The organism is Microcoleus sp. Pol12B5 (assembly GCF_036701335.1).
Classification (GTDB): domain Bacteria; phylum Cyanobacteriota; class Cyanobacteriia; order Cyanobacteriales; family Microcoleaceae; genus Microcoleus.
On sequence record NZ_JAUBQQ010000126.1, the window covers coordinates 1 to 5,576 of the forward strand.

Genomic DNA, 5,576 nt, shown 5'->3' on the forward strand with positions numbered 1-5,576 from the left:
CGGAGCGATCGCCTGCTTGACGGTACGATCGCTACACCAACTCTTTTAAGATACAAGGGGCGGGTTCACCAACAATACCTGCCAATAATTGACCCTCTCAAAAACCCGCCCCGACCGGGATATTATGGTTGTCGATCGGACATGACATAATTTCTGGTTGTGATATCATCCAAGAGTAAATTTATTAAAATTATTTCCTATGATTAGCTTTGGATTCTGGAATGTAATAATTCTAATTGCAGTCGCTTGGTTTCTCAAATATAATTGGCGATTAGATAGCGAAAAAACTGCATGGCAAGATTCTTGGTTTTTAAAACATCCTTCGCTCCAAAGGTTGGCTCAGTTTTTTCGTCAACCTATTGTTAACTTTATTTTGCAAGCAGTTATTGTATTAGTTCTCACCCGATTTCTCTGTTATACCGGTTGGTTGGTTTACAATCTGACTAATCGGCCAGATCCGCCTTACTGGGATTTTAAGTGGTTTTATGTAGCGAGTAGATTAGCCCATCAGCATTTGAGTCCCTTTAATGTCGAGGTGTTTAACATCGGTTTCTGTAGCATTACTAAAGTCTGTGGGTTTATTCCATCTTTTGTTTATCCACCTAATATCATTCCTCCGCTGTGGTTTGTGGGCTATTTCCCGATGAAGACTGCATTCACAATCTGGACTTGGCTGCATCTTATTGCCACAGGTTTTGTTTTATGGGGAGCGAATATCTTGCTAGAGTCGCACTCACGAGCTTTTCGGACTATTTGTAGTATATCAGTTGCATTCCTCTACGGGTTTGTTTTCGATCTTCAAGTTGGCAATGTGGCAACTTTTATTGCGGTTCTGCTGTTATGGATGTTTATTTATGCTAGAAAAGATCGGGATATGATTGCAGGAGTTTTATTAGGTATTGCCCTTTTTAAGCCTACTTTAGTTATATTGTTTCTTCCTTATTTTTTCATCAAAAGACGGTTTCAGCTAGTTTTTATATCTATAGTGACGGTAACTTTTTTGGCAGTTATAGGTCTAGCTGTAACGGGCAATTCCTTAACAGGTTTTATACAGGATGCGACTCGTGGATTTCCACTCTGGCTCAACGACCCATCGAATAATGCTTATATTTCTATGAGTCGCCTTGATTTAAGGGTTATGGGGCCGAGATTTTTCCCCGATAGTCCCTTTGTGGCGAAGCTATTTTCTGACTTGATTATTCTGCTGCTAGTTGGTTTAGTGAGTTGGTATTTTTACAAAAAACAATCTCGCAATGCTTGGTCAAAAAAGGTTGACTTATCTGAAATGGTGCTAATTTCTACTTTGAGTATTGCTATCAATTATTCTCAGCCAACCAGTTCTGTGATGCTAGCACCGGCGGTGGTTTTTTTGCTGAATGATTTATGTTTTCAGATTAAAAATTGTGCCTTCTCTAGGCAAAGAATGTCGGTTTGGTTATTGGCGGCGGGCTGTGTCATGGTGCAAACCGCTGTGATTCATGGCGGGCTGTTGGTGTTTCTAGGAAAGCGGTGGAACTGGAAGGGGGGGGAATTGCCTTATTTGTTTAAAGTAACTATTTTTTCAGTACCGAGTTATGCGATTTTAGGCCTTACGTTAAGTGTTTTAGTCTTAGCAATTACCTCTCTTCGTCAAAAACAGGTTGGTGAATTTGACCCTTTGGATCAGGTTTCGGGTTAGAGGAAAAACAAAACCCCACTCCAACACAAAATAAACGGCCCGACAGGTTGGCAGTTGAGAATGACCCATCAGCCTAGAGATCAAAGGTTAATTGCTGCTGGGTTCATCTTCTGTAGTCTTTTTAGCCAAGTAAGCATCTACAGCTTCAGAGACAATCCGACTTACGAGATTGCTGACTGTCCGGTCTTCTTTCTTGGCCCAATCTTCCAAGACGTTGTAGGCGTTTGGAGGAACGTAGCTGGTGACTCGTTTTAGGTTTTTTGCTGGCAAGTTAGGCAACTGGGAATTTACTTCATACATCGATCGTACTTTCTTTGTACGCCTCTTGCATAGTGACACACGGTGTGATACCGTGTAAATAGTCAAACACAAAACCCCCACCGGTCAGAGTTGCAATCGTTCGATGGGGGCTTGAACTCCCATATTTAGGAGAAACTGTATGATATCACAGCCAAAATCAGTTCCTGAACTGCTCCGGGAAGAAATTCCTGATGTACCTCAAGGTAAGCAACCGATTCGTTTGCTGTTGTGTGGCGTTCCCAAAGCGGTAGACAGCATCGTTAATCTGTTGCACGTTTTAGGTTTTGCAGAAGTTGGGGAATGGAGCCCGCCTCTACCATCGCCGATAGCGGGTGAGGTGATTCGGATTTTAACCCGTTACTGGAAAGAGTAATTGTTGAGGGCGATCGCACGAATTGAAAAAGTGCGATCGTCCATTAACTCACTTCCAAAAGTTGACTCAAAAACTGAATAAAATTTGCCAAAGCCGGAACCTGCTGCTGTGTCTGTTCGCTCACCCAATTATTATCAGCAATACTTGCTGTATTAGTTTTGCCGGGTTTGAGAACGCTGACAACAGTAGCAATTAAAACTTTTTGTTGATCAAAATTTTTCCATTTTAAAGTTTTTATATCTGATTGTGAGAACTCATTTAGATATGAACTAGCTTTCTCCATGTACGCGGGATAAGCTATCTGTCCGCACTCGCACAGTAAAGTATCTAAAACACCTTGCTGCTGATTGTTTGGCAAAACATATATTCCTGTACGCGGGCTATTAGTATCTACAACACCAGGGTTAAGTGGAAAATTAGGAAAATAACTGCGGAACTTATTAGAATATGTTGCGACAATGCGATCGGGAGTTGATTTGTCACAATCGGCAACTATCCCGAATGCTGCCAAGTTTGTTTGATACTCAGAATTAGCAGACAAAATGTCATCCAAATTAGTCACAATATTGCTTCCTTCGCCTTCATAAATTGCTACCGATAGGCTCTCTGTGAACAGAATAGAAGGCATATTAAGACGTTTGTACAAGCTTCCTTGTTTGGGATACTTAGGAATAAATTTGTGCCAGAATTTATTGAATTTACTCTCCAATTCTTTTGACATATCCAATCTTGTCAACTTATCCAATTTATCCCACTCTTCCCGAAAATCTTTAAAACCCAAAAGCTTGAGAACCTTGCCGACAAAGGCCTGATCGTGCGGGCCTTCTACTCCAATAATGGCATATCTCACACGCGAACCTCCAGACCTAAATCCTCCCGCAATCTGTGCAGTCTTTCCCGTTCAAGTCTGATTGCTTTAGTTTCTGACTCCTTTTTTTCCAAACGATAAAGAACTAAATCTGTTTCGGAATTGCTAGCCTCCAACATCGCATCAATTGCTTCTAAACTGTGGGTAGTTGCAAATAACTGCACGTCTAATCGCTGACACCAATCCACAATCCAAGCAAAGGAACTGCCAAGTGCGACCGTATGAATTGCTGTTTCTATCTCGTCAATTAATAAAACGCCACCCTCCACTTTTACCAGTGTTAAAGCAATGAACAGCAAACGCCGCACTCCATCACCAAAAGCACTAAGTGGCGAAATACCTACACGTTTGTGATCGATGTAGAGGCTGGGACGTTTGCCAGTTTGCGACAAAATTACTAAATCAGTAATTTCTGAATCCATCTGTTGAAGTAATTTTATTACTTCGGGCTTAATACCCAACAAAATAACTTCTGACAGCAAGCTAATTTGTAACTGTTCTATTCGGTGAGAAAACGGTGTTACTGTATCAATTGGTAGTACCGCCGTTGAGCGATTTTTTCTGTTAACAAAACGCTGATTTTCCCAAATTTCAAAACTTAGTGATAATTCATTAGGGCTAAAAGTTGTTGCTACTTTGAGTTCTAACTCAGCACCTCGGAGAATATTGTCAAATTCTATTTCCTCAATTTCTAGTTGAGATTCTGAGCTATTTTCTGCCTCGCCTAACTCCGAAACTCCTTCAAACTCTCGGTAAATTGCTCTCAATTCTGTTACAGGAAAATCGCCCGTACTTGAAACATAAGTTTCTCCTTCGTAGACATGGATATGAGAGACTTCACTGTTTTGAGGAAACAGCCATCTAAGAGCATCGAGCTGGGGCTTACGGGAAGATTTAATCTCTCGCCGCCACGATGTGTTCAGCCATTCCAGCGGATCTAAGGGGCGACAATAGGTTGATATCGCCTCTAAAACGCTGGTTTTCCCTGAGTTATTCCCACCAACCAATATGTTGATTTGACCCAAGTCCTGCAAGTTCAAATCTCGCAGGCCTCGGAACCGATGAATGGTTAAATTGTCAAGGTGTTTCATAATTATGACTTAGGCATTTCAACGTAATTCTGAGATGCTTCGCTTCTCTCAGCATGACACATAGGCTTTGCCTAAGTCCCGATCGCCTTATGACTTAGGCGTATAAGTCGATCGCACTTGCAACTCCTTCAACTGCTTCTCGTCCACCCCAGCCGGCGCATTCGTCAGCAAACAACCAGCCTGCTGCGTCTTCGGAAACGCAATCACATCGCGAATAGACTCCTCACCAGCCAACAGCATCACCAACCGATCCAAACCGTAAGCAATGCCTCCGTGGGGCGGAGTTCCATACTCAAACGCATCCAACAAAAAGCCAAACTTATTGTAAGCTTCCTCAGTCGATAAGCCGATCGCCTCAAACACCTTTTCCTGAACTTCCCGCTGATAAATCCGCAGAGAACCGCCGCCGACTTCTGTACCGTTTAACACCAAATCGTAAGCTTGAGCTCTCGCAGTTTTCAAATCATTAATATCGTCAGGATGCGGCGCAGTAAACGGGTGGTGCAATGCTTCCAAACGCTTCTCATCAGCGTTCCATTCAAACATCGGGAAATCTGTCACCCACAGCAGATTCATCTTGTCTTTGTCAATCAATCCCAATTCGTTACCCACGAACAAACGCAATCTATCCAAAGTCTTATTGACAGTTGTCACATCAGCCGCTGCGAATAACAACAAATGACCTGGTTGCGCGCCCGTGCGATCGAGCAATTGCTGTTTTTGCGCTTCCGTCAAATTATCCTTAATTGCGCCGATCGTATCAATTTCGCCATTCTCCCGCACGCGGATGTAAGCCAATCCCTTCGCACCGGCTTCGCTGGCTTCCTTAAACAAATCGCCACCCGGTTTAATCCGCACATTAGAAATCGCATCATTCCCGCCGGGAATCGGCAAAACTTTCACAATTCCGCCTGCAGCAACCGCCCCGGAAAATACCTTAAATCCCGAATCTTTCATCAAATCGGAAACATCGACTAATTCCAAACCGAAGCGAGTGTCTGGTTTGTCGCTACCGTAGCGATCCATTGCTTCAGCGTAAGTCAAGCGCGGAAAAGGACGGGGCAATTCTACGCCTTTGACACTTTGGAAAATCTGGGAAACTAAACCCTCATTTAATTCGAGAACTTCTTCTAAAGACATGAAACTCATTTCCATGTCTAATTGTGTGAATTCCGGCTGTCTGTCCGCGCGCAAATCTTCATCGCGGAAACAGCGGGCAATTTGATAATATCTGTCTAAACCCGAAACCATTAACAATTGTTTGAA

Annotated in this window: 6 protein-coding genes; 2 read left to right on the top strand and 4 right to left on the bottom strand. The window is 42.8% G+C overall.

The window, feature by feature from the left end; genetic code table 11:
* Positions 1-199 precede the first annotated feature (199 nt).
* Positions 200-1,678: a glycosyltransferase family 87 protein gene (locus tag QUA24_RS26555; protein ID WP_333233359.1), complete on the top strand. Its 1,479-nt coding sequence runs from the start codon at positions 200-202 to the stop codon at positions 1,676-1,678.
* Between the two features lie 87 nt (positions 1,679-1,765).
* Here QUA24_RS26555 and QUA24_RS26560 read toward each other — a convergent pair whose 3' ends face one another.
* Complete coding sequence (locus QUA24_RS26560) at positions 1,766-1,978, bottom strand: ribbon-helix-helix domain-containing protein (RefSeq protein ID WP_172189296.1); 213 nt, start codon at positions 1,976-1,978, stop codon at positions 1,766-1,768.
* 139 nt (positions 1,979-2,117) lie between these two features.
* Here QUA24_RS26560 and QUA24_RS26565 point away from each other — a divergent pair, with 139 nt between their 5' ends.
* Entirely contained in the window at positions 2,118-2,351 is a 234-nt protein-coding gene (locus QUA24_RS26565) for a hypothetical protein (RefSeq protein ID WP_190663608.1), read from the top strand.
* A gap of 43 nt (positions 2,352-2,394) precedes the next feature.
* Here the strand turns inward: QUA24_RS26565 and QUA24_RS26570 are convergent, their stop codons facing one another.
* From QUA24_RS26570 to aspS, 3 genes are all read right to left on the bottom strand, one after another.
* Positions 2,395-3,201, bottom strand: a complete 807-nt coding sequence (locus tag QUA24_RS26570) for a DUF3226 domain-containing protein (protein WP_333233361.1) — start codon at positions 3,199-3,201, stop codon at positions 2,395-2,397.
* The gene (locus QUA24_RS26575; protein ID WP_333233363.1) at positions 3,198-4,310 is read right to left on the bottom strand and encodes an AAA family ATPase; all 1,113 of its coding nucleotides are present in this window, start codon (positions 4,308-4,310) and stop codon (positions 3,198-3,200) included. Before QUA24_RS26575 ends, QUA24_RS26570 begins: the two co-directional genes overlap by 4 nt.
* Positions 4,311-4,397: 87 nt before the next feature.
* Positions 4,398-5,576, bottom strand: a 1,179-nt coding sequence (gene aspS / locus QUA24_RS26580) for an aspartate--tRNA ligase (protein WP_333233365.1), incomplete at its 5' end; no start/stop codon positions are given.